Source organism: Thermoplasmata archaeon, assembly GCA_035532555.1.
GTDB lineage: Archaea > Thermoplasmatota > Thermoplasmata > Lutacidiplasmatales > UBA184 > Lutacidiplasma.
On sequence record DATKQS010000019.1, the window covers coordinates 16,511 to 38,607 of the forward strand.

At 67.5% G+C, this 22,097-nt stretch carries 21 protein-coding genes; 5 read left to right on the top strand and 16 right to left on the bottom strand.

The genetic code is table 11. From position 1 onward, the window contains the following. Positions 1 to 5: 5 nt before the first annotated feature. The 7 genes from VMV28_04940 to VMV28_04970 all read right to left on the bottom strand — a co-directional run bounded on the left by VMV28_04940 (position 6) and on the right by VMV28_04970 (position 6,732). Positions 6 to 776: an enoyl-CoA hydratase/isomerase family protein gene (locus tag VMV28_04940; GenBank protein HUZ79943.1), complete on the bottom strand. Its 771-nt coding sequence runs from the start codon at positions 774 to 776 to the stop codon at positions 6 to 8. A gap of 12 nt (positions 777 to 788) precedes the next feature. Then, positions 789 to 2,036 (bottom strand): 2-hydroxyacyl-CoA dehydratase, encoded by a 1,248-nt coding sequence (locus tag VMV28_04945; GenBank protein ID HUZ79944.1) that lies wholly within the window; start codon positions 2,034 to 2,036, stop codon positions 789 to 791. Positions 2,037 to 2,038: 2 nt separating this feature from the next. Beyond that, positions 2,039 to 2,848, bottom strand: coding sequence for an acyl-CoA dehydratase activase (locus VMV28_04950; protein HUZ79945.1), 810 nt, complete (start codon positions 2,846 to 2,848; stop codon positions 2,039 to 2,041). Next, positions 2,845 to 3,639, bottom strand: a complete 795-nt coding sequence (locus tag VMV28_04955; protein HUZ79946.1) for an acyl-CoA dehydratase activase — start codon at positions 3,637 to 3,639, stop codon at positions 2,845 to 2,847. Before VMV28_04955 ends, VMV28_04950 begins: the two co-directional genes overlap by 4 nt. Further along, on the bottom strand, positions 3,636 to 4,940 hold the full coding sequence (locus VMV28_04960; GenBank protein ID HUZ79947.1) for a 2-hydroxyacyl-CoA dehydratase family protein: 1,305 nt from the start codon (positions 4,938 to 4,940) through the stop codon (positions 3,636 to 3,638). The genes VMV28_04955 and VMV28_04960 overlap by 4 nt, the downstream gene beginning before the upstream one ends. Positions 4,941 to 4,944: 4 nt before the next feature. Then, positions 4,945 to 6,021 (bottom strand): enoyl-CoA hydratase-related protein, encoded by a 1,077-nt coding sequence (locus VMV28_04965; GenBank protein ID HUZ79948.1) that lies wholly within the window; start codon positions 6,019 to 6,021, stop codon positions 4,945 to 4,947. A 153-nt stretch (positions 6,022 to 6,174) separates the two neighbouring features. Then, entirely contained in the window at positions 6,175 to 6,732 is a 558-nt protein-coding gene (locus VMV28_04970) for a hemerythrin domain-containing protein (protein HUZ79949.1), read from the bottom strand. Between the two features lie 178 nt (positions 6,733 to 6,910). Here VMV28_04970 and VMV28_04975 point away from each other — a divergent pair, with 178 nt between their 5' ends. Beyond that, the gene (locus VMV28_04975) at positions 6,911 to 7,702 is read left to right on the top strand and encodes an enoyl-CoA hydratase/isomerase family protein (GenBank protein ID HUZ79950.1); all 792 of its coding nucleotides are present in this window, start codon (positions 6,911 to 6,913) and stop codon (positions 7,700 to 7,702) included. 302 nt (positions 7,703 to 8,004) lie between these two features. Here the strand turns inward: VMV28_04975 and VMV28_04980 are convergent, their stop codons facing one another. Next, the gene (locus tag VMV28_04980) at positions 8,005 to 9,378 is read right to left on the bottom strand and encodes a cation:proton antiporter (protein ID HUZ79951.1); all 1,374 of its coding nucleotides are present in this window, start codon (positions 9,376 to 9,378) and stop codon (positions 8,005 to 8,007) included. A gap of 336 nt (positions 9,379 to 9,714) precedes the next feature. Then, positions 9,715 to 10,581, bottom strand: a complete 867-nt coding sequence (locus VMV28_04985) for a proline iminopeptidase-family hydrolase (GenBank protein ID HUZ79952.1) — start codon at positions 10,579 to 10,581, stop codon at positions 9,715 to 9,717. 148 nt (positions 10,582 to 10,729) lie between these two features. On the opposite strand from VMV28_04985, the gene VMV28_04990 reads away from it, so the two are divergent. Continuing rightward, positions 10,730 to 11,881 carry a YkgJ family cysteine cluster protein gene (locus VMV28_04990; protein HUZ79953.1) on the top strand — a complete coding sequence of 384 codons (1,152 nt, stop codon included), beginning with the start codon at positions 10,730 to 10,732 and terminating at the stop codon, positions 11,879 to 11,881. Here the strand turns inward: VMV28_04990 and VMV28_04995 are convergent. Both VMV28_04995 and VMV28_05000 read right to left on the bottom strand, forming a co-directional pair. Next, a complete protein-coding gene (locus VMV28_04995; protein HUZ79954.1) occupies positions 11,872 to 13,029 on the bottom strand; it encodes an acetoin utilization protein AcuC in 1,158 nt (385 codons plus the stop codon). The genes VMV28_04990 and VMV28_04995 overlap by 10 nt on opposite strands. Before the next feature lie 25 nt (positions 13,030 to 13,054). Next, positions 13,055 to 13,771, bottom strand: a complete 717-nt coding sequence (locus VMV28_05000; GenBank protein HUZ79955.1) for a TMEM175 family protein — start codon at positions 13,769 to 13,771, stop codon at positions 13,055 to 13,057. 103 nt (positions 13,772 to 13,874) lie between these two features. Between VMV28_05000 and VMV28_05005 the strand changes: the two genes are divergently transcribed. After that, positions 13,875 to 14,102, top strand: coding sequence for a transcriptional regulator (locus tag VMV28_05005; protein ID HUZ79956.1), 228 nt, complete (start codon positions 13,875 to 13,877; stop codon positions 14,100 to 14,102). Here VMV28_05005 and VMV28_05010 read toward each other — a convergent pair. Further along, positions 14,095 to 15,012, bottom strand: coding sequence for a hypothetical protein (locus VMV28_05010; GenBank protein ID HUZ79957.1), 918 nt, complete (start codon positions 15,010 to 15,012; stop codon positions 14,095 to 14,097). The two genes, VMV28_05005 and VMV28_05010, sit on opposite strands and share 8 nt — an antisense overlap. Before the next feature lie 128 nt (positions 15,013 to 15,140). Here VMV28_05010 and VMV28_05015 point away from each other — a divergent pair, with 128 nt between their 5' ends. Together VMV28_05015 and VMV28_05020 are read left to right on the top strand one after the other, a co-directional pair. After that, on the top strand, positions 15,141 to 15,632 hold the full coding sequence (locus tag VMV28_05015; GenBank protein HUZ79958.1) for a hypothetical protein: 492 nt from the start codon (positions 15,141 to 15,143) through the stop codon (positions 15,630 to 15,632). A 56-nt stretch (positions 15,633 to 15,688) separates the two neighbouring features. Then, a complete protein-coding gene (locus tag VMV28_05020; GenBank protein ID HUZ79959.1) occupies positions 15,689 to 16,348 on the top strand; it encodes a hypothetical protein in 660 nt (219 codons plus the stop codon). Between the two features lie 4 nt (positions 16,349 to 16,352). Here VMV28_05020 and infB read toward each other — a convergent pair whose 3' ends face one another. The 4 genes from infB to VMV28_05040 all read right to left on the bottom strand — a co-directional run bounded on the left by infB (position 16,353) and on the right by VMV28_05040 (position 22,095). Next, positions 16,353 to 18,116: a translation initiation factor IF-2 gene (infB, locus tag VMV28_05025; protein HUZ79960.1), complete on the bottom strand. Its 1,764-nt coding sequence runs from the start codon at positions 18,114 to 18,116 to the stop codon at positions 16,353 to 16,355. Between the two features lie 25 nt (positions 18,117 to 18,141). Then, positions 18,142 to 19,197 (bottom strand): DUF4931 domain-containing protein, encoded by a 1,056-nt coding sequence (locus VMV28_05030; protein HUZ79961.1) that lies wholly within the window; start codon positions 19,195 to 19,197, stop codon positions 18,142 to 18,144. Between the two features lie 11 nt (positions 19,198 to 19,208). Continuing rightward, the gene (locus tag VMV28_05035; protein ID HUZ79962.1) at positions 19,209 to 20,387 is read right to left on the bottom strand and encodes a DNA polymerase IV; all 1,179 of its coding nucleotides are present in this window, start codon (positions 20,385 to 20,387) and stop codon (positions 19,209 to 19,211) included. 76 nt (positions 20,388 to 20,463) lie between these two features. After that, entirely contained in the window at positions 20,464 to 22,095 is a 1,632-nt protein-coding gene (locus VMV28_05040) for a formate--tetrahydrofolate ligase (protein ID HUZ79963.1), read from the bottom strand. Positions 22,096 to 22,097: the final 2 nt, after the last annotated feature.

Consider the following 22,097-nt stretch of genomic DNA (forward strand, 5'->3'; position numbering starts at 1 on the left):
CGGTCTCAACCGTCCTTCCAAACGGGGGCTCGTTTTTCGAGGAACGCTTGGAGTCCTTCCTCCGCTCCCTCCGTTCTCATGAGCTCGTCGAGGTAGGCGCGCTCGGCGTACGCCAGACGGGGCCACGGATCCACCTCCGACCTTCGGAGGACCCGTTTGAGCAGGTGCAGAGCTTCGCGACGGTAGCTACAGAGCGTCTGGGCGGTCAATGCCACCGAGGCATCGAGCTCCTCCTCGGAAACCACGCGGTTGACGATCCCGGCGGCCGCCGCCCGCGGGGCATCGAACGGCGTTCCCAAGAACAGGAGCTCGGCGGCGGACCGAGAACCAAGGAGATGAAAGTAGGTGGCGGCTCCGAACGGTGCAAAGACCCCCAACCGGATCTCGGGCTGGCCGAACGTCGCCCCCTCGGAGGCGATCGCGAGGTCGCAGGCCATCAGCAGCTCCATGCCACCACCGAGGCACCTTCCGTGGACCTGGGCGATCGTCGGGGAGGGCAGGTTCCACAGGGTCGTGAGGGTCGTGCGGAACGCTTCGAACATGGCGGAGACCCGGGGCTTGAGGTGGTCCTCGACGCTGAGGCCACCGCTCCAGGATTTGCCTCCGCCGCGCAGCACGACAACATGGGCGGTGGTAACCTCCTCGCGGTGCAGCACGCGGTTGAGCTCCTCCAGGAGTCGGGTGTCGAACACGTTCGCCGGTCCCCGCTCCCAGGTGATCGTCGCACGTCCATCGACGCGCGCGACGGAGACGGTGCCCGGAGGTTTCGCGCTCACCGTAGTCCTCGGTCACTCGAAGAGGATCGACTCGGCGAACGTCTCAAGCTGTAGACGCGCTTGCTCGTAGGTGGTCGACTTCTCTTCGAACTCCATGTGCAGGTAAGGGATGCCCCGCCCTTCGAGGGCCCTTCGGTAGAGCACCACGTCCTCGAGCGCGGGCTCGCAGAATTTGGCGGTGAGGAAGAGCACGCCCTGCGCCTTCGCAGCATCGACCCGTGCGAGGATGGCGGCCGCCTTGGTGGTCGGGGTGCTCCGGACCCCGATGTCGACGGGCGTCCGGACGTACGACGTAGCGAGGCTCTCGAGAGGATCGGTTCCCGGCTCGATGCGCGGGCACCAGCGGTGCAGCATCTGGAGCTCTTCCCCGACCACGTAGCAACCGACGTCCTCGATGAGCTGCAGGAGCTCGAGGGTCGGCTGTTCGCAGAACGGACCGAGGACGATCACCCGGATCGCATCCTTGTTCTTTCGCTCCCTTCCTTCGAGCTCGGCGATCGCCCGGCGGAGCAGCGGGATGTGGACCTCCCGGGGGAGAAGGCCTCCCAGCCGGAGCAGAAGGTAGTATTCGACCAGGGTGACCTTCCACGGCGCGTCTCGCTTCAGCACGACGAGTCGATCCACGAGCGCGCGTTGCTCGTTGAATACCTCAAGGGACGCGCGCAGGTCCTCTTGGGAGAAGGGGCGGCCGGCGACGCGTTCGAGCTTCTCGATGAGACTGCGGTACTCCGCTACCAGGAACGGGATCGTGGCCGGGGAGGTGAAGTTCTGTGGCAGGTGAAGCATGTGCGAGGGTCGCTGCGGGAGAACTCGGGTGAAGATCCCGTCCAGGTTGCGACTGACGTCGCAAATGTACGGAAAGACGAACGCATCGAACGGGTCCAGGAGACCGGTGAGGGCCATCTCGAGCGTCGATTTTGAGATCGAGCAGAGGAAGGAGCCGAGCGCTGCGTCCGCGCGGCTGATCTCGAGGTTTTCTCCGCCGCCCTGGATCGCGACCGGCATCATCGCGAAGGAGTGGACGAGCTCCTGCGGCGTGTAGACGGGAAAGCACCCGACGGCTTTGCCGCCCGCTGTCCGCCAGGCCCGGACGGTAGGGAACGTCGGATCGGCGAGGACCTCCTGGGCGAGGTGGACGATCTTTTCGACGGACTCCGCCTCCGTGAACTCCCGGAAATCCGGCGAGATATCGATCCCGGGGGGAGCCTCGCCGTCCGGGAGGTCCCCGGCCCAGGACCCGATCTTGAGCAGTTCGGGCATGCCTATCCTCGCGCTCCCTGCGGTGCCGTGGCGAGCTTCCGGAGCCGGGAGTGCCCGAGGACCGCGCTGCCGAGAGCGGCGGCATAGTACGCATCGGGCGCCACGTTCAGGTCCATTCCGACCGTGTCGTGGAGGGCCTTCACCATCCCGACGTTGCGAACGAGGCCTCCGACGAGCGTGACCTCCGGCTGGATCCCCACGTACCGCATGAGGGAGTGCGCGCGCTGGGCGAGGGAGAGGAAGACGCCCATCAGGATGTCGGAGAGCGGCACGCCTTCCGCGACGTTGTTGATGATCTCCGTCTCGGCGAGGACCGCGCAGACGCTCGAGATGAGCTTCGGGCGTTCCGATGCGAGCGCCTTCGGGCCCATCTCCTCGAGAGGGACCTGGAGATACTTCGAGCAGCGCTCGACGAAGCGGCCCGCTCCCGCGGCGCACTTCTCGTTCATCTTGAACTTGAGGACCTTTCCCGTCTCGGAGATGGACATGGTCCGGGAGGCCTGCGTTCCAACATCGACCACCATCCGGGTCTTGGGAAAGAGGAAGATGGCGCCGCGCGCCGAGGAGGTGAAGTCGCTGACCTGCAGGTTCCGCTCGGGGATCGAGTACCGGCCGAAGCCGGTCGTGCAGAGGTAGTCGATGTCGTCCGGAGCGATGTTCGCCGTCTCCCCCAACGCGTCCAGCACTTGGTGCGCGGTCTGCACCGGGATCCCCCGCGACGGAGCCGAGGCGGTCGCGAGGATGCGTCGACCGTCTTCGAGCAGCACACCCTTGATGACTCCCGCGCCGAGGTCGAGGCCGCCGGTGATCACGCCGCACCTCCCGAGAGCCGTTCGCGGCCGTGGAGCGCCGCCCCCAAAGCTCCGAGGTACTGCGAGAGCGGGCTCACGTTGACGGGGACCCCGAGCCGGCGGTGGAGAGCGTGGACCATGCCCTCGTTCTGGGAGACGCCGCCCGTGAACGTGATCTCGGGTTCTACGCCGACCCGCTGCATCAGGGAAAGTGTCCGGTTCGCGATGCTCGCATGCAGCCCCGCGAGGATGTCCTTTGGGTCCTTGCCGCGCGATACGTACGACGTGACCTCCGATTCCGCGAAGACCGTGCAGGTGCTCGTGACCTTCACCGCGCGCCGGGCCTGGAGGGAGAGCGGCCCGATCTCGCCGACATCGTACCCCAGCGCGTTGGCACACACGTCTAGGAATCGCCCGGTGCCGGCTGCGCACTTGTCGTTCATCGCGAAGTCGACGACCTCGCCCTTCTCGTCGATCCGGATCGCCTTCGTGTCCTGGCCGCCGATATCGACCACGAGGCGTGTCCCGGGGAACAGGAAGTTGGCCCCTCGCGCGTGGCAGGAGATCTCGGTGACGACGAGTTGGCCGAAGTAGACCTTGTACCGGCCGTATCCGGTGCCGGTGATGAACGACACTTCGGACCGGGAGAGGTGGGCGTCGGCGAGGGCGGCTTCGAGGGCGCGTTCCGCGTCCTTCACGATATCGACGCCGACGACGCTCAGCGACTTGCCGAGGATCCGAGAATCCTCTCCGAGGACCACGCACTTCGCCGTCGTCGAGCCGATGTCGACCCCCGCGACGACCGCGCTCATCCGGGGGCGGCCCCCGCCGCGGCCGCCACGGCCCGGCGCTGCTCGAGGGATTCGAAGAAGGCGTCCATGCGGTTCTTGATCTGGGCGGGCGCGAAGTATCGGGGGTCCTGGTGGTCGGACTCGATGTAGAGGGTGGGCACCCCCTGGTCGTGGATCAACCAGTCCCTCAGGTCGCCCTGGCCGGCCGTGAACGAACGGCACGACTTGATACCGTGGATGATGACGGCGTCCGCCTGGTACTCCTTCACGTAGTCGGCGATGATCTTCCGGCGCAACGGCCAGGATTGATTCACGTAGGCGCCGAGGCTGTACTCCGCGATGCTCTCGAACGGCCGGGACGGGTCGTGCCGGAAGCCGCGGTCGAAGAGCCCCCCGACCTTCGGGTAGGTCGCGACGACCGATACCGCGCCCCACTTCCGGAAGAAGTCCCAGAACGTCCGATAGTTGGTGTACGGTGGAACTCCCTCGACGAGGACGCGGACCTTCTCCTCCGGCAGAGGATAGTTCCTGTCCCGCACCCGGGCTCGAACCTCCTCGTTCACCACGTCGTAGAAGTCCGCGGCCCCGGGCGTTCCCCGGAGCACATTGATCGGGAACATGTAGAAGATCGACTCGAAATAGGCCTCAATCGGAGACGGGCGGAGCCGGCCGGCGCGGAGGAATTCTACCCACCCATCCTCGGCACGGCGGGATTCGGCCAGAACCCGCTTGAGCTCGTCCATGTCGAACGCACGCCCGGTGCGTTTCTCCAGGAGGTGGACGAGCTCCCAAAGCTGGCTCACCAGGTAGGCGATGTCCTCCTTGCGGGGCTTCTCCTCCCGCATGTACGGCACGTCGAACATGAACAGCGGGGCGCCGTACGACTCTGCGAGCGCCTCCCACCACTTCACGTACACATAGCAGCCCGAGAAGCTGCAGACCAGCAGGTCGGGGCGTGGGATCTGGCCGAACGAGGTCTTCCCACCGAGGTCTTGGAGCCCGAGGTCGTTCTTCACGTAGCCGCAGACATCGAGCCCGTACCCGAGCGACTCAGCGTGCAGGATGTTCTCGAGCGACTGGTGCTTGATCGCGCAGTTGAGCGCGACGATCTCCGGAAAGACGACGTCGTAGCCGAACGAACGGAGGATCTCTGTGAGGTTCCCGCCGACCAGCATGTACGCCACGGGTCGACGTGGTTGGTCGACCGACGCGAGCTCGCCGTAGTACTCCTCCACGAGCTTGCGCTGGAGGCCGCGGGCATCGCGAAGGAAGGAGCGCGAGACTCCCCCGGGAACCGCCGGTGCCGAGACGACTTCCGACACCGGATCACTCCCCGGGCGCGGTCGGCGAGAGGATGGCGGATCCGCACCGTCCGCAGAATTCGAAGTCCTCGGGGAGTCCTTTGGCCCCGCAGGCCGGGCAGCGTCGCACGGGGCGACCGAAGAGGAACTCGGCCCCCTTTCCTTCTGCGAGACGACGACGAAGTCCCGCCACGTCGGGAGGCCGTTTCTCGACGAACGCATTCATTCCCTCGTGGGGTTCCCGATCGGTGAAGTGGAGGGAGAGCCATTCGCGGCCGTGACCGACCGTGCTGTGCCAGGACAGCTCCTTCCAGAAGTTCACCTGTTGTTTGGTGTACCGAAGGCATTCCGGGAACATTCCCAGCAGGCGATGGCAGAGTCGATCGACCGACGCGTCCAGCGGCGCGAGGTCGATCTGGTAGCCTTCCAACCCCTTGCGCGCGAGGTCGATCTGCTCATTCGTGGGTTCTTCGACGAGTTCCGTTCCTCGTCGTACCGATGGGGCGACCTCGCTAACGAGGCCCCAGTCCAGGGCTTTGCGGGCCGGGATCCGTTCATTGAGAAACAGCATGGTGCGCGCCCGGCGGTCCCCCACCACGAGAGGGAGCCACTGAGTAGCGCCACCGCAGGCCACCGAGCCGACGCCCACGCCCACCTGCCCGAGATACACGTGGGACGCTGCGACCGACAGGTCGCAGGCGAGATGGAGCTCGTTTCCGCCGCCCACGGTGATCCCGTTGAGCCTTGCGATCGTCGGCTTCCCGCACCGCAGCAGGGCCTCGACCGCCCCCTCGAAGAGGCCCATGTACTTCCAGTAGTCCCGGGGGCGTTGGGTGTACCGTTCGGCATACTCGCGGACGTCGCCGCCGGTGCAGAAGGCCGCGGATCCCACGCCCGTGAGAACGATCACGCCGATCGCATCATCGACCGATGCGTCTTCGACCGCGCGGCAAAGCTCGCGAAGCGTGCCGGTCGCGTAGGCGTTGTAGGCGTGGGGGCGATTGAGCGTGATGCGTGCGATCCCATCGCGCTTCTCGTAGAGCAGGTCCCGGAAGTCGATTTCCTCCGGTGCCATCGGCGCGAGGACGTCGGGTTCGCTCACGGATTCGGACTGCTTCGGGCGTGCCTTCATCATCCCACGGTATCCGATCCACGGAAGACCGCTCGTGGGTGATGCGCGTTATCCCGTACCGGTTAGGGGGTCGCACGTTGAGATGGATGGATCCCGACCCGGGCCGCACCCGGACGCATTCCGTCAGCGGAGATCCCTGGGCGCGGGCCGCCCTTTCCCGGGGCCGACCCCGAGCTGAACTTCGATCTCCTGGCAGATCTGGGCTACTTCGGACATCTCGGCCGGAGAGAGAACGGCCCGGGCCATCGGGAAGAGGACCTGATCCTCCTTCTCGATGTGAAGCGCCAAGAGGTGGTCGACCGAGTCGGTGGCGGCGGAGACCGCGGTCCATGCTTCCACGGCCTCGAGGTCGGTCTCGAGCTTGGGAACGTTGCGCGCGATGGTCTTCTGATGGCGGCGTAGGAGTTCGTGCTCCTCGAGCATCACCCCCACCGGGCCGCCCTCGCTCCCGATGTGGCGGACGAGGATCGGGAAGAGTCCCTCCTCTTCCTTTCGCCCGTGGAATCCGTCCACATCCTTCGCGAGGAAATCGGCGAATGTGGACATCGAGGTCGCCACGCCCCTGCGTCCCCGCCCTTCCTGAAAGAGTCGTTGAAGATCGGTCCGGACCTCCCCGAGGCGCCGGAGGAAGCTCTGGTGTTCCTCCATCAAGACCGCGATGGGGTCGTAGTCGGTCGCCATCAGTCGCATCCCACAAGGTCGGATGCGGTACCCTCCGCCGGCTCCCACCGGCGGCGGGGGCCGCCCATCAAGCGAGCGGGTCCAGCGGACATGCGGTGCCCGAAGGGCCGCGAACGTGCTTATCGCTTCGGAACTCACCCGCCGTTAACTCCAAGAAGCAGGGCGGGGTGCCGGGCTCATGCCCGTCCGTTTCAAGACCGACGGGCACGTCGCTTGGATCACTCTGGATCGTCCGGAGGCGCTGAACGCCATCGATCCCGAGTCCCATGCCGCCCTGGTGGCCGCCTGGAAGCGCTTCCGCGATGAGGACGGTCTCCGCGTGGCCGTGCTCACCGGGGCCGGGACGAAAGCCTTCTGCGCCGGGGTCGACATCAAACGGATAGGAGACTTCTATGGGAACGTCCCGGCCGGGCAGCGAGTAGAGGTCTGGAACCGCGAGCCGGGGATCGGCGGAATCACCCGGAATCTCGAGGTTGGAAAGCCCGTCATCGCCGCGGTCAACGGACTCTGTCTCGGGGGTGGACTCGAGCTGGCCCTGGCCTGCGACATCCGCCTCGCGAGCGCGAACGCCAGCTTCGGCCTGCCCGAGGTCCGGTGGGCGATCATCCCCGGACAAGGCGGAACGCAGCGGCTCCCACGAGCCGTGCCCCCTGCCGTAGCGCTCGAGATGATCCTCACCGCCCACCCGATCGATGCCGCGCGAGCCGCGGCCATAGGTCTGGTCAACCAGGTGTACCCGCTCTCCCGCCTTCGGGAGGAAGCCCAGACGATGGCGGAGGTGATCGCCGCGCACCCTCCCCGCGCCGTTCGAGCCGCCCTCGCCGCGGTGCGCGGGGGCCTCGCCCTCCCGCTCTCCGAAGGCCTACGGCTCGAGCAGGAGCTTGCCGACCCCTTGCGCGACAGCCCGGACAACCGCGAGGCCCGGGAGGCGTTCCGAGAGAAACGCCCGCCCCGGTGGACCGTCGGCTGAACCTCCCGGACCCGACCGGGCAGTTCGAAAGGAGCCTTCTCTGCCGGACTGGAATCGCCTCGGGTCGCGAATCCTCCTGGAATGTGGGAGAAGACGATTCGTGTTCGGCCGGCAAGGTTGCGGGCCCTGCATCGAGATCCAAGGGAGATCGATCAGTCTCGGTCGGTCGTCCTGGTAAGCATTCCATCCGCCGCCGTGCTGCTCTCGGACCGGCGCAACAGCTCCCGAATGGCCTCGATGAACTGCGAAGGAACGGGGCACCGATGGGCCCCTCGGCGGACGGAAGGCGCCACCACGGTCGATCACCCTGGCTCAGGAGGAGACTCGGGCAGCTCTTGGGTCGGTCGCGGGGAGGGAAGAGCTGGGGCCGTGTCGGATTGCGCCTCCTCGGGCGGATAGGCGGCCGCTCGGAACGGGTCGAGAGGATCGCTCAAGCCTCCTCCCGCAGCGGGCGCCGAGTCCTCGGACACCGGCTCGAGGAAGACAAGAACCGTCATGATGATGTCCGTTCCGATGATGATCAGGAATGCGGGAAGGAGGATCGACTGCGCCGAGGGGAGGACCGCGATCACTAGGATGAGGAGAACTGCGTTCGTCAATCCCCGGCCATAGAGGCCGGAGAGACGGCGTGCGTTTCCCGCCTCCATAAGCCTGTGGCCCTCTAGGCGTCCCAGGAACCACCGACGTGACAATAGGAGAACGAACGGAACCGCGATGACGGCCACCGCCGCAATGATCCCGAGAGGCTGGAACGGAACGAGGACTCCCAGGATGACGAGGAAGATCGCCCGCAGAACGAACGCGATCTCGTTGTGGACCTGGCGGACCGAAGGATCGAAGGCGAAATCTCGCCCCGTGGAGCGCGGAAGCCAACGGCGGAAGAAGGCGTCGTTTCCGAGCACGACCCCCATGATCAAGGCGGCCATGATGCCGGAACCGCCGAGGCTCTGCGTTGCTCCATAGACCAGGAAGAGAATGCCCATCGTCGCGAGGCCGGCATAGACGCGCCGTTGCCAGCGGGATAGGAACTCGATCGCGACGAACCCGCCGAGGACTCCGAAGGCGATGGCCACGGGGAGCGGGAGAAAGACCTGGGGCACCACCGACGTCCATCCCCCGTTCGGTGAGGCGACGACGGCGAGCAGCACGGTGACCGCGAGAACCGAGATGGTGTCCTCGACCGCCATATCGAGGTGCAGTGTGTCGCGCACCACGGGCGCGAAGCGGAGTCGCCGAGAGATGGGAAGGACGACCGCTCCCGAGACGCCCCCCAGGCAGAGAGCGAAGAGGATGGCGACCAGCACGTCGCCTCCCGCGAACGCGTACCAACCGATCGCGAAGAGGACTCCGACCGCGATCGTGTAGCTGCCGATCGCGAGGAGGAGGCCGGCCGAGCCCACCTCGCGGGCCTGCCTCGGATTGAAGTCGATCCCGGCGTCGTACAGGATGATGATCAACGCGATCGTGCCGAGGATCGCGCCGAGTCCCAAGACCTGGCCCGGCTGCACGATATGGAATAACGGCCCGGCGAGGAGACCGAACAGGATCAACCACAGGACGTCGGGGATCCGGAAGCGCTGGGCGAACGCGTCGCTCGCGAATGCGAGAAGGACCGTGGCCCCGACGAGAAGGATGGCGACGGTGGCTGTCGAAGGGACGAGGGCGCTCAGGATGATATCTCCAGAATCGGGTCGCCCCGGCCGAGCCTGTGCCTCAAGGGCCTCGCTCCGCTCAAGCCCTCACCGGAGGTCCCGTCACCGCCCGCGCCATTATCTTTGTCGCTCCCATTCGCAGACTGCGTCGGACCAGCGAGGGGAACCATGCCCGGGGGATCGGCCCGCCGGCCCGCTCCGGCGAGGCCGCTCGACTCGTAGACCGGACCTGGGCGTGCCGCGGAGGCGACGTCTCGATTTCCCGCAAAGCCGTGGCGCCTTCCACCGTGAGGAGTCCGGCCCATTCGCGCACGCATAGAGGAGTGTGCTCCATCGAGCATCAGCGAGCCGACGCCGAGCTCAAGCGATCGAATCGAGGAAGCTCCGTACGGCGTCGAGGTACGCGGCTCGCTCCTCCCAGAACGGGGTGTGCGAGCTGTTCTGGAACTCGATGCGGACCGCGCCGGGAACTCCCTCGGCGATCTCGCGCGCGCACGCGGGAGTGACCTCATCGTACTTCCCGCCCGTCACGAGCGTGGGGAGCCGGATCTCGCCGAGTCGCTGAGAGATGTCCCAGTCCCGGATCGTGCCCGTGATCGTGAACTCGTTGGGGCCGTTCATGTAGTTGTACACCGGCTTGCTGATCTCGGCGAACGAATAGGTCACGAGGGGGGGCCATTCGGGCAAGCGGCAAACGAACTGCCGATAGAAGTGCTCGACCGCTCGGAGATACTCCGGGTGCTCGTACTCGTGAAGCTTGTCGTACTGGTAGATCGCATCGCGATCCTCCTTCGCCATCCCGTCCACGAGCTTCCACATCTCGCGGACGGCGAGGGGGATGCTGGCGAGCCCGCCGACCGTGGTGAGGCTCTTCAGATGCTCCTGGTAGCGCAGCGCGTACGCGAGCACCAGGGCCCCACCGTAGCTCGACCCGATGATGTGGATGCGGCCGAGGGCGAGGGCGCGCCGGACACCCTCCACCTCCTCCACATTGTGCTCGACCGTGAAGAGCGAGGTATCGGTGGTGCGCTCGGAGCGGCCGCATCCGAGTTGGTCCATGAAGACCACTCGGTATCCGTGCCGGCTGAGGTCGGCCAACGGCTGGAGGTAGTCGTGCGTCGCTCCCGGACCGCCGTGGACGCACAGCACGGTCTCGCGGGCATCCTCCGGGCCGCAGATACGGTAGAACATCTTGTGTCCGAGGACGTGGACATGCCCCTCGCTCATCGGTGCGGGCCACCCTTCGGTCATCGGCGGCGGGGAGGCGCGGCGGAGGATATTTCTTTCTGATGCCCAGCGCCGATCCGCTCGACCCACGGCTCCGTCGATCGACCGATGCGCGCCGGTCGCAGGGCTGCCCCGGTCGGGAACGACGATGCCGAATCCTGCGTTCTCCCCGGCCCGTGTGCAGGTTCGGATAGCAACGCCCAAAACGGAGATCGAACTGGGGCCCTCCGTGAACACCTCGGCCCCCATCGACCCCCGGATCGATACCGCGCTGTTGGAAGGGCTCGAGTTTGCCTGTCGCCCGGACTGCGGCCTCTGCTGCTACGCGACCCCCGCGGTGGATCGAGCCGAACGGGCCGAGCTTCTGCATATCGCGCCGGAGAGCACGTTCGTTTCCGACGCACGCGGCGAGGCCTACATCGCCGCCCGGCCCCAGGGCGGGGCGTGCCAGTTCCTCTCCCAGAACCGCTGCAGGGTGCATGCGGCGAGACCGTTCCCATGCGCCGTTTTCCCCGTCATCGTCCATGCCGGAACTCGCTTCCAGGCATCGGCGGTGGTGTCCTGCCCCGGCGTCTCGATCCCGGGTCGCGCAGATCCGGGGAGCTCCCGAGCACTCCCGCCGCCCCGTGGTCTCGACACGGAGCTCGGCCGCGCCGAAGCTCGATGCCGTTCCGACGATGGAAGGCGAGCCCTGGCGGCCGCGCGACGGGACGGGCAGCGGGTCGAGCGGATCCTCGAACGGGAGGGTCTCTGGGTACCGCCGCTCCAGGTCCGCGAGTCGTTGCGCGGACGGATTCCCCTGCCGGATTCGTCGGACTTTCCCGTCGACGATCCTCCCGAACTTGAGGAGGGGGAGGAGGTCTTGCCGCTCTTCTTCGATGACCGACTAGGCCCCGTCGCGATCGCCGGGCACGCCGGCGGCTGGCAGCTGGTCGAGCTCCAGGAGGAGGGAGGTATTCGTGCGTGGTTGGGAGTTTGGCCCCCTCCCACGCGGATGCCGCGACTCGAAGTTGCCGCCGAGCGTGCCCTGCGCGACTATCTCGCTTACTGGCTGGAGCGCGATGCCCTGTTCGGGTTCGTCCATATGGCGATGATCGAGGAGCCCTCCGTGGAGGATGTCCTCGTCCGCGTCACCCGAGAACTGCGCTGGATCGGAGCGACGGTCGTCGCGAGGGCCCGGGTCCGAGCGAGCGGTCGGGGAGGGACCTCACCATCGCTCGCCGAGTCCGACATCGAACGAGGCATCCGGGCCTCGGACGCCGATTTGCTCGATCGCGCCGGCTGGACCGTTCAGCTCTGAGTACGGGGCCGCGGGAACCGCCGCCCGAGGGCCGATTCGAGATCGCCGACCAGCTGCTCCTCGGCCGCCGCATTCCACGGCGACGGGAGCCGCTGCGATGGGATCGACCAATCGAGCGGGGCCGCCTCTCCCGTCTCGCGCTGGAACTCCGCCCGCCAGGCGATCGGCAACGGGTCATCCCGGCCCGGCCCCGAAGCCGAGCCCGCCAGGCGGTGGCCGGCTCGAGCGAGCCCTCTCGCGACGTTCTCCGGGGTGTATCCTCCTCCGCCCGTGACCAGGAGGCGGGACCGACACAGCTCGCGAGAGAGGTCCAGAAGCTCGTCCAGCACCGTCGCGTACCCCTCGGGAGTGTACTGGAGTCCCGCGAGCCGATCCCCCGCGTGGCCGTCCATCCCGTGCTGCAGGACGATGAGATCCGGGCGAAACTCTCGCACCAGCGGCGGGACCACGCGCCGGAAGAGCGGGATGAGCGCCTCGTCCCCCGCCCCCGGCGGCAGTGGAAGGTTGACCTTGAAGCCCTCCCCGTCGCCTTGCCCGGTCTCGCTCGGGAACCCGGTGCCGGGAAAGAGGGTCCTCCCGTCCTGGTGGAAATCGATGTCGAGGACGCGTCCGGAGTCAAAGAACCCGTACATCACACCGTCTCCGTGGTGGGCGTCGATGTCGAGATACGCGACCCGGTCGCCCCCGTCCAGTCCGCGGCGGACGGCGAGCGCTACGTCGTTGAAGATGCAGAAGCCGCTCGCCCGGTCCGGGTGGGCATGGTGCAGGCCACCGGACGGCTGGAACACCGGCGCGTCGCGCTCGCGGGTCAGAGCGACCGCGCGCATGGTGGCGGAGGCCACGCGGCCGGAGGCCTCCCAGCATCCGGGAAAGGCCGGCGTATCTCCCGTATCGAGGAAGACCGGGCGCGCCCCCGAGCTGGACCGCTCGACGAGTCCGAGGTACTCCTGCGTGTGAAACGTGGACAGCTCGGCCGTCGACGCCGGATCGATCTCTCGGATCCATTCCACCCCGGATTCGGGTGCCAGGGTCGCTTCGAGCAGGCGGGCGGCGAGCGCCCGGCTCGACATCTGAAACGGGTGGCCCGCACCGAAGTCGTACTTCCGGAACCGCTCGTCCCAGATCACGGTCAGACGGCGCGCGGTCATCGTAGGAACCCCGAACGAACCCCGCTCAGGCCTCGTCCGCGGCGGGGGACCGAACGTCGCCGAACTGCTCCATCGCCCGTTCTCCCTTCCGAGCGATCCAACCTGCACCTATGGCGGCCGCCCCGAGCGCCACGACCCAGTAGAAGTAGCGCGCATGGAGGACGATCAGCTTCGGTGGAGAGGCATCGTTCATCTGGGAGGTCGTGAACGTCCACGACCAGAGCATCGGTAGGATCGCGAGCGCGATCAGGGCCGCGCTCACGTACCGCCAGTTGACCAGGTTCTGGATCTCGCGCGAGATGGCCGGCGGGATGTCGTGTTCGGGGTGCAGGATCCCCTGACGCGTCATCAGGCCGAGGATCAGGAACATCAGCGCGACGTCCAGCGACCAAGCGATCGACGAAAGATCGAGCAGCGTCTGGTCCCGGCCGAGGAAGATCCCCGACCACACGATGAACAGCAAGTATGGTTCCAGCGATACGAGCAGCAGGAGCGAGGCGTTGAGCAGCAGGAGCTTCTCCCGCTCCACCGTAATCCGCTCGGTGATGCGGGTGTAGGACATCCAGATCCAGACGAGCAGACCGAAGCTCACGACGAACTCGGCGATGTATCCGACCACCTCGACCTGGTTGTTCGGAGGGGCGAACGCGAGCTGGATCGCGGTGATCGAGAGCGCGAGGCCGAAGATCATGTCGCTGAGCGCCTCGATGCGCGAGGGGCTGATGTGCGAGAACGTCGCCATCCGGCGAGCCCACGGGCGAGGACGGCTTAATACAGTCGAGCGCGGGGGCGAGGACGGACACCGTTATCCCACCAGCGGGGTCGGGGCCCGCGCGGAACGCACCATGTCGATCGAGGATACGCTCTCGCCCAACGCGATCAAGGTCTATCGGGCCATGAAGGACCTGAACTACTCGAGCGAGGAGAAGATGGGGACCGCCGAGCGGATCACCCAGACTTCCAAGCTGCCGAAGAACATGGCCCTGAACGCGCTGCAGGAGCTCCAGACGAAGGGGCTCGTTCGCCGCAAGGTCCGCGAGAAGAGCGCGGGCTACTATCTCGTGCTCACGTAGCGCGATCCGACGGGTCCGCCGGGCGGTGTCCCCGCGCCGGCCCCATCACGCGCTCGAGCACCCGGCTGGTCGACCGCAGCGTGACCTCGGTCACCGCGCTGACCCGGGCGACCTGAGCGCGGGATCTGCGTTCGCCCTCGCGCTCCGCGGCGAGGTAGATCATCGCCGCCACCAGTCCGTGCGGGCTGAGCCCGGAGAGCTCGGGCTCCTTCTGCGCTTCCTCCATCATCGCCTCGACGGTCGAGCGCACATGGGAGGAGAGGGCGAGCTCCTCGGCGTACCGCACGAGGAACGACTTCATCCCGACCGAGGGGATCGCGAGCTCGGCTTCGCGCTGGATCATCTTGAACGCCCGGCCGACGTCGGGGCGCGACGCGCCCGCGGCTTCCGAGATCTCGCTCAGCGTCCGGGGGATGGCGAAGCGCCGGCAGGCGGCGTAGATCGCCGCCCCCACGCTCGCGCCCAAGCTGCGGCCCCGGGAAAGCCCCTTCGACTTGGCGACCTGGAAGATCCGTTCGGCCTCGGTCATCACGACCGAAGGCAATGCGAGCCGGTCCCCCACGAGCGCCAGCTCGCCGTGGGCGGAGGAGCGGTCGGACGCCCCGCCCGTCACGCGGGAGGTCTGGCGTTGCATCACGCGCTTGAGATGCTGAAACTCGTAGCGTCGGTGCCAATCGAGGCGGCGTCCCTGGCCGTCGCGGGTGAGCGACAGGGTCGAGCCCAGAGCGCGTCGGGAGCTCCCGCTCGGCGTGAAGGGGCCGATCCCCCGACCGCTTCCGAGGGAGGAGTTTTCGGAGGACGGAGTGGGGGCGCTGGTGATGAGCTCGCCGGTTTCGAAGACGAGCCCGCACTCCGAGCAGTGAACCTCCGATCGGACGGGGTCGACGATCCGGTGGGTGCTGTGGCACATCGGGCAAGTCGCCGGGGCATCGGTCGACGGGGCCAAGCGGGGACCGCCTTCGCCGGTCACAAGGGACAATAGTGGACGTAGGTCTATTTAGTCCATCGTCCAACCTAGTGAGGAGAAGGTGGACAAGAATGGTCGCACGGTCGACTGCACGCTACCGTTTCCGAAAGAACTTCCGGGTCTCGGCCGAGGAGGCGTATGCATGGCTGACGGATTTCGACGCCGATGACCTGAAGCGGATGGGCTCAGAGGGCATCCGCGAGGTGGTTCAACTAACCCCGGACGTCTACCTATTGATCGACCACCTCCGCCGCAACGGCCGCAAGGTCCAGAAGGCGAAGCTCGTCCACCTCTACCCGAAGGACCACGCCTGGATCTGCACGTACATCGGGGACCCTTCGAACCGCTCGCAGTTCGTGTATCGGATCGAACCGATGGGGCGCCGCCGCTCGCGGTTCACGTTCACCGGCCTGCAGATGGAGGAAGGAGCCCGGGCCCCGCAGGGGGTGCGACTTGCCCGGTACGCTCGGCAGCTCCAGATAGAAGATTCCGCGACGTGGACGCGACTGACACGCCAGCTCCACCAGGCGTTGGGACACCCCCGTCGCGCGCCGGCGCGCTGAGGTCCGGTCGTTCGGCGCCGCCAAAGGGTATCTCCTCCCCGTCGATGGAGTGAGACGTGCGCAAGGGACTCCTCATCGTGGGAATCGGGGTCGCCATCGTCGGGGCGACCTTCATCGCCACGATCATCAGCCTTCCGCCGCCTCCGAGCCAGATCTCGGCGGCAACGCTCGATGTTCCCTACATCCTGGACAACTCGACAGCGACCAGCAAGATCAATCCCGCGAGCGCTCCCTCGGCGAACATCTACTTCTCTTGGGTGTCGGATTACCCGATCGCGGTATCGCTCTACGATCGGCTCCCGTGCGTGCCGCAACACCCGAGCTGCACCCCGACGGCCCCGCTCGTCTCCTGGGTCCGGAATGCCTCCGGGAATTGGACCAGCTCCGGTGGGATCGATCTTCCGGTCTACGTCGTGCTGACGAACAACGGGAGCACTCCGGCCACGGTGAGCGGTACGATCGTGGCGACCTACGTCCCATCGACCCCGTACCTTCCGACGTGGTCGTTGGTCGCGCTCGTCACGGGGGCGCTCGTGCTCCTCGGGATCGGGGCGGTCGCGATCTTCCTCGGGCTTTTCCTGCGCGCGGGGATCTACTCGCGTCCCTCGTCGACGGTCCCGGATTCCATCGCGGAAGACGATCGATACCTCGAAGAACTGGACGAGGAACCCGACCTAGCGGACGACCCGGCCTCCGACGACGAGCCCGATCGCTGAGCCTTCACTGCCCCCAGAACGGGCTTTCGGGTCGATGGATCCGAACGACCTCTTCGAGGATCGCCGTCTCGGAGGGGGTGAGCGGCTGCTTGCGCAGGATCCGTGCGGCGGACTCGGGCACGGCGACCAGAAGGAGATCCCCTTCCTGGACGTTGCGGCCGACGATCGCCCCTTCGATCGCCGCGGCGAGCTCGGAGCCCTCTTCCGCCTGGGCGACCGAGGTCCCCTCCCGTTGGAGACTGCGGAGCATACCGATCTCGGTGCCATCGAGACGCATCAGGCGGACGCCCGCGCGCAGAGTTCCTCCGATCACCCGGACCCCGACGATCGCGGGTTTCGACGCGCGGAAGACGTTCCCCGGAAGTATCTGGAGCTTGGCCGGGTGGACGAGCTCGAGGCGGCGCTGGATCTGGAGCGCGCGCTGACGCTCCTCCCGCCACTTCCCGTACTCCTCGATCACCCGGTACATCACCTCGCTGCGGAAGATCCGAACCGGCCCGGCCTCGCCCTCGGGTTGGGCATCCGGGAGGACGGGGACGTTGAACGCGAGCACGGCCCGGTGGGTCGGGTCCTTCACCGTGGCGACGCGGATGACCGTCGGCCGACCGATCGGTCCGACCGACGCTTCGTGGATCGGGATCTTCGCCTCCCGGCACTCGAATGCCAACGCCTCAAGCCCGCCAAGGGTGTCGGCGGCGATCGCCACGCCGCTTTCGGCATTCTCCGCCACGGGATGGCTCTCGCGCGCGAGATCCGAACGGACCTGCGCGGCCTCCTCCGGCGTGTGGACGACCTTGAGCAGTCCTCCGGGCATGGCGCCTTCGATGCCGGTGGCGGCGAGGTACACTCCGGCCGCCGCCTCTACGAACGAAAGAGAGTCGAGCTTGGGCACCTTGGGCGCCTTCCCCGTGCGCGACACGGCCGGACGGTAGATGCCGCGGATGCGTGTCGTGAACGGCTCGTCCCGACCGGTGACCACGATCTCATCGCCGACGGCGATGCGACCGCGGTAGACGATGACGTCCCCGACCGGTCCGACGCCCTTCTGGTCGCTCCTCTCGAGGACGGTGCCTTCGCCTCCCTCCTCGACGAGGACCAGCTCCTCCCCAAGGAAGCGTTGGGAGAGCCCCACGAGGAGAGCGAGGAGTTCCGGGATCCCCGCGCCGGACTTCGCGGAGATCGGTACGATGCCCACGTTCCGCGTGAAATCGCTCACGCGATCGTAGCGCTCGGTGGAGAATCCCATCTGGTCGAGCTGCTGGGCGACCTCGTACAGGTGCTGATCGAGGGTGCGGCCAAACTCGGGCCCTCCCTTCGCAATCTGATCGAGCAGCGGTACGCGGCCGGCCGGCTTGCGCCAGCCGGCCAGGAGATCGATCTTGGTGAGCGCGATGACGAACGGCGTCTTCTCGTGCCGCAGGATCTGGATCGACTCTCGGGTCTGGGGCATGAGCCCCTCGCGCACATCGACGACGAGGATCGCGAGGTCCGCGAGCGCGCCTCCGCGTCGCCGCATCGTCTCGAAGGAGCGGTGGCCGGGGGTGTCGATGAACAGGAGTCCGGGAACGCGCATCTGCTCGGAGCGGAGGACGCCTTCGCACAGGCGGCGGACGACCTCACCCGGGACCTCGATCGCGCCGATGTGCTGGGTGATGCCGCCGGCCTCCTGCGAGACGCGCGCGGATCCGGAGATCCGATCGAGCAGCGTCGTTTTGCCATGGTCCACGTGGCCGAGCACGGAGACGATGGGCTCTCGCAGTCCGGTCACGTTTCTCGCGACCGGGCCTTCACCATTAGCGTTTCTGGGGCGCCGAGCTCCGCTCCTTTTCGAGCTGTGCTCGAAGCTCGGCGGCCGCGCGCTCCGGCGGAACCGGGTTCACGGGAGTCCCGGCCCCGAGCTCGTACCCGTCCACGCGCAGCAGACGGGGGGCGACCTCGACGTGCCAGTGGAAGCCGCTCCCCGTTCCCGGAGGCGGTTCCAATCCGTGGATGTACCAGTTGTACGACGCGCCGGGCCGGACCCCGTCAAGCGCCCGGAGGACCGCGGGGAGCAGTTCGGCGAGCCGGTCGACCTCCCCATCGGACGCGGCTGCAAAGGTGGACACATGCCGATGGGGTACGATCCAGATCTCGTACGGATGCTCGGAGGCGAACGGGGCTAGGACGGCGAAGTGCTCATCGTTCGCTACGATCCGTTCCCCCGCACGCGCCTCTGCCGCTACGACCGATTCGAGCCCGCAATCCCCAGGCCCGGAGTCCGCTATGCGACGGAGCCCCTCGAGCTCCTCGATCAGCCGGAACGGGACCGTCTCGGTCGCGACGAGCTGAACGTGGGGGTGCAGCAGGGTCCCGCCGGACTCCGGGCCCGCATTCTCGAGGAGCAGGACGGAGTGGATCGACGGCCGGGCCGCGAGGTCTCGGACGCGTTCACGGAAGAATCGAAAGAGCTCTCGGAGGTGCGATGGGGGGAAGTGCGGCAGCCCGGGAGCGTGGGCGGGGCTCGTGACGATCACTTCATGGAGACCGGCGCCCGCAGCACGCTGGAACAGGTCCGAGCCGGCCGTCGCGCCCTCGGTCCCAACCCCATCGACAGTGGGGAAACGGTTCGGTATCGATCGCACGGTCCAGCCCGGTGCGTCCGCCACGCTTCCGCTCGGTCGGACGGCCGCAATTTCCGGAGGGGTCCGGCCCTCGCGCCCTTCGCAGAACGGGCAATCCTCGGCATCCGCGGACCGAGACGACGAAGGCGCCCGGTACTCGTCCGGCCGGGCCGAACGGCCTTCCGCGACGATGCGCCATCGCCCGGTAATCGGGTCCCTGCGGAACTCGGACATGCGTGGCCCCGGCATGGGGTCAGGTCCTATTGAGGAGTCCTAGGCCCTCCCGGCGGCGGCCCGGTCAGGGGCGAGGACTGGACGAACGCATCGAGCGACACCTGCTTGTGCCGCCGTTCCGAGAGGCGCTCGGTTTTCACGGAGAGGGTCCGAATCGACCGTCCGCGCCCCGATCGCTCGGTGTCCCAGAGCTCCCGCGCGAGCCGGGTCGCCGCGAGCGAGAGAGAGTCGGGCCCCTCGTGGGCGGCCCCCAGCGATCGGCTTCGCTGCGAGCGAGAAAAGTCGCTCCACCGGAACGCGACCGCGACCGTCGTGTAGCGGAGCCCTTCCTTCTCTAGACTTCCGGCCAGATCACGCGCGAGCTCGTGGACCGCTGGCTCCACCTCCTCCCACCGGTCGACGTCCTGAGGGAACGTGCGATCGGTCGAACGCGAACGGGGGCCGCTTTCCCTTTCGACCGGGTCGCGTCCCCGGCCGCGCGCGATCGCGACCAGTTCGTGGGCGAACGGACCCACCCGGCCGGCCAGCTCGGAGGGGCGACACGCCGCGAGCTCCCCGATGGTGGTCACGCCCGCGGCCCGGAGGAGCCCCTCCGTCTTCGGGCCGACCCCGGGAATCGCTCGCGCCGGAAGGGGCGCGAGAAAGTCCCGGATGGACGCCGCATCGGGTGGTACGAGGACGATGCCCCCCGGCTTCGCCCGGTCGCTTGCCATCTTGGCCAGCACCCGGTGTGACGCGATCCCGATCGAGGAGGGAAGCCCGAGCTTCTCGTAGAGTCCCCGCTGGATCCCTTCGGCAATCGGGCGGACCGCGTCCGGGTTCTCCACGTCGACGGCAATCGCGAACTCGTCGATGCTCTGGGGCCGCACCTCATCGAACTGGGCCGCGAGCCACGCGCGGACCTCCGCCGACGCGCGCTCGTACTTGGGGTGGTCCGCCGGGATCCACACGGCGCTCGGACAGAGCCGATCCGCTTCCAGGACCGGTTGGGCGCTGTGGACTCCGAACCGACGCGCCTCGTAGCTGGCCGAGAGGACGACGCCGCGAGTCCGTTCTAACTTCGGGGAAGGCCCGACGATGACGGGCTGGCCCCGCTGCTCGGGACGATGCCGCAATTCACAGGAAACGTAGAACGCGTCCATGTCCACGTAGACGACCCATCTCATGGTCGCGTTCCCCGAAGAGAGGCGAGGGACGGAGGGCACGATGAACCCATCGGAGTCCCCCGCCCGTGGTCGATCGGGACGGACTCCGAGAGCTACGTGATGCGGTCGCCGCCCCTCAGAGAAGGCCGGTGACCTCTCCGGTGCCGTTCACACCGATATGCCGCGCGGCCGGGTCCTGGGGAAGGCCCGGCATGCTGAGGATCTCGCCCAGCGATGCGAGCGCGAACCCCGCCCCGGCCCACGGGTGCCAGGAGTGGACCCGGACGTCGAACGCCTGAGGTGCGCCGAGACGATGCGCATCATCGGACAGCGAAAGCTGGGTCTTGGCGACGCACAGCGGCCCTCGGCCGAGCCCCACCGATTCGAGGGCCTCGAGATCCATCATCGCCTGGGGTAGGGAGGCCACCCCGCGGGCCCCGTAGAGCGCTCGGGCGACGGTGAGAAGCTTCTCGGTCACCGGTAGGTCCGCCGCAAAGATCGGACGGGCGGCCCGTCCTTGAGCGGCTACGCCTCGCACTTCCGTGGCGAGGACCTCTGCGCCGGCCCCACCGTCCGCGTACGCGGTGGAGCGCGCCCAGCGCACCCCCTGGGAGCGGAGATGCTCTTCGAGAACGGCGAGCTCCTCGGGCGTGTCGTGAGGGTGTTCGTTCACCGCGACGACCGGTTCGAGCCCGAGCGTACGTACGTTGGCCAGATGTCGATCGAGGTTGGCGAGCCCGCGCCGGATCGCGTCGGGGCCCGTCACCGGAGGATCCGAAGAAAGGGTCCGACCGTGGTGGCGGAGAGCATCGACCGTGGCCACGACGACGGCGGCGACGGGTTGGAATCCGCCACTGGGCCCGACGAGGTCGACGAACTTTTCCGCTCCGAGCTCGGAAGCGAACCCGGCCTCGACCAGGACGTAATCCGCGAGCGAAAGGGCCAGCCGGACCGAGCTCACGCTCGCCGTGCCGGGGCCCAGATTCGCGAACGGTCCAGCGTGCACGAGCGCGGGGGTCCCCTCGGCGGTCTGGACCAAGTTCGGCTCCATCGCGTGTCGGAGGATCGCCGTCATCGCGCCCCCCGCACCCAGGTCCGAGGCCCGAATGGGGCGTCCCGCGCGCGAGAAGCCCACGAGCATTCCATCGAGCCGGGCATGGAGGTCGTCGAGATCGCGCGAGAGGCATTGGATCGCTGCAACCTCCGAGGCGGCCGCGATCACAAAGCCATCCGAGCGCTCCGGACCGCTCGCGGTGCCGCCGAGCCCCACGCGAACGCGGCGCAGCGCCCGATCGTCGAGATCGATCGCGCGAGGGACCGTGATCCGGTCGGGATCGATCTCGAAATCGTTGCCATAATGGAGGTGATTGTCGACCATGGACGCTAGAAGGTTCTGAGCGCTGGCGATGGCGTACAGGTCGCCGGTCAGGCCGAGGTTGATCTCCGCGCTCGGCTCGACCGTGGCGCGTCCGCCGCCTGTCGCGCCCCCCTTGGTGCCGAAGACCGGGCCGAACGATGGCTGCCGTAGGCAGGGGACGGCCCGGAATCCTTGACGCGCGAGCGCCATCGCCGTCCCGATCGCGGTGACGGTCTTTCCCTCTCCGTGAGCCGTCGGAGTCATGGACGTCACGAGGATCAACTTGGCCCGCGCGGGACCCGTCCGCGCACGGACGACCGAGGAAGGGATCTTGGCCATGCCGGGACCGTATGGGACGAGCTCCCCCGGCGTTAGGCCAAGATCGGCAGCGACGTCCTCGAGGCGCTTCATAG

Excerpts from the sequence above, each read along its gene's own strand:
- VMV28_04945 (HUZ79944.1), bottom strand. The coding sequence starts at position 2,036 with ATGCCCGAACTGCTCAAGATCGGGTCCTGGGCCGGGGACCTCCCGGAC.
- VMV28_04955 (HUZ79946.1), bottom strand. The coding sequence starts at position 3,639 with ATGAGCGCGGTCGTCGCGGGGGTCGACATCGGCTCGACGACGGCGAAG.
- VMV28_04970 (HUZ79949.1), bottom strand. The coding sequence starts at position 6,732 with ATGGCGACCGACTACGACCCCATCGCGGTCTTGATGGAGGAACACCAG.
- VMV28_04975 (HUZ79950.1), top strand. The coding sequence starts at position 6,911 with ATGCCCGTCCGTTTCAAGACCGACGGGCACGTCGCTTGGATCACTCTG.
- VMV28_04985 (HUZ79952.1), bottom strand. The coding sequence starts at position 10,581 with ATGAGCGAGGGGCATGTCCACGTCCTCGGACACAAGATGTTCTACCGT.
- VMV28_04990 (HUZ79953.1), top strand. The coding sequence starts at position 10,730 with ATGCCGAATCCTGCGTTCTCCCCGGCCCGTGTGCAGGTTCGGATAGCA.
- VMV28_04995 (HUZ79954.1), bottom strand. The coding sequence starts at position 13,029 with ATGACCGCGCGCCGTCTGACCGTGATCTGGGACGAGCGGTTCCGGAAG.
- VMV28_05000 (HUZ79955.1), bottom strand. The coding sequence starts at position 13,771 with ATGGCGACGTTCTCGCACATCAGCCCCTCGCGCATCGAGGCGCTCAGC.
- VMV28_05005 (HUZ79956.1), top strand. The coding sequence starts at position 13,875 with ATGTCGATCGAGGATACGCTCTCGCCCAACGCGATCAAGGTCTATCGG.
- VMV28_05010 (HUZ79957.1), bottom strand. The coding sequence starts at position 15,012 with ATGTGCCACAGCACCCACCGGATCGTCGACCCCGTCCGATCGGAGGTT.
- VMV28_05015 (HUZ79958.1), top strand. The coding sequence starts at position 15,141 with ATGGTCGCACGGTCGACTGCACGCTACCGTTTCCGAAAGAACTTCCGG.
- VMV28_05030 (HUZ79961.1), bottom strand. The coding sequence starts at position 19,197 with ATGCCGGGGCCACGCATGTCCGAGTTCCGCAGGGACCCGATTACCGGG.
- VMV28_05040 (HUZ79963.1), bottom strand. The coding sequence starts at position 22,095 with ATGAAGCGCCTCGAGGACGTCGCTGCCGATCTTGGCCTAACGCCGGGG.